Source organism: Vibrio sp. 10N.222.52.B7 (assembly GCF_041474275.1).
GTDB classification, from domain to species: Bacteria; Pseudomonadota; Gammaproteobacteria; order Enterobacterales; family Vibrionaceae; genus Vibrio; species Vibrio crassostreae_C.
The window spans coordinates 1-957 of record NZ_JBFRTU010000058.1 but is presented as its reverse complement, the minus strand read 5'-3'; the positions used below and the strand labels follow the sequence as shown (position 1 = coordinate 957).

Annotated in this window: 1 protein-coding gene; it reads right to left on the bottom strand. The window is 46.5% G+C overall.

Annotation, left to right across the window (positions count from 1 at the left end; translation table 11 throughout):
* The coding region (locus AB4512_RS15360) for a VCBS domain-containing protein (RefSeq protein ID WP_372175147.1) at positions 1 to 957 on the bottom strand (957 nt) is incomplete at both ends.

Genomic DNA, 957 nt, shown 5'->3' with positions numbered 1-957 from the left:
TTTGGGCTTTATCGCCAACCGCCGAGAGCGTCGTTGATGCGCCAGTGTGTGTCACACCACCGTGGGCATCTTTGACATCATAGCTAAAGTGCACCGCTCCGTTGTAGTCTTTTTCTGGGGTAAAAGTGAACGTGCCATCGGCATTTAACGCAATAGCACCATGGTCAGCCTGTAGGTTTTCTATGGATAGTTTGCCAATATCGTTGTCATCAACATCGCTAGTATTAGCCAGAAGCTGTGCTGAGGTGAGGACAATTTTGCTATCTTCCAAGCCATTCGCTAAACGTACTTCAGCTGACGCAACTGGCGCATCATTGGTGCCATGAACGGTCACTGTGATATCTTTTTTAGCACTGCCATCGATAGATTCAACGGTAAAGGTTTGCTGGAAGCTTTCCCCTGCGCCTAAATGTTGGACTTTATCATTGTCAATGTTGTATGACCAATGGCCCTGTGCGTTGATATTGAACTGACCACCTTCGGTGGTGGTGATGGTTTGTGCGATAAAACCGGCTTGGTCGTGATCCGGGTCAATGACCTGTAACGTGCCACCACTGCTGAGCTGATTGGTGGTATTGCCAAAGGAAGTATGATCTTCGTAAACATGATTATTTAGGCTGGAGTAGGGCGTCACTGCAATTTTTGCTTGGTTATCTTCACCGGTCACTTTCACCATAATGGTGAGCTTCTGACCATCAGTGGTTTCGACTTCGTAGGGGAGCTCCATCGACTCGCCAGCATGTAGGCTACTGATTAGATCGTCCGGATGATGATTGGTACCTGTATTTAATCTGAATTGATAAGTGCCATTAGGCCAAACATCAAGGTAACCAGGTGCAAACCCTTGACCTAAATATTTACCGCTAAAAACAAACTGAGTGTTATCGCCACTATCAGGGTCAATCAGCTGAAGCTGGCCTCTATAGGATTTAAATTCGCTATCCAGCGCTTGTGTTT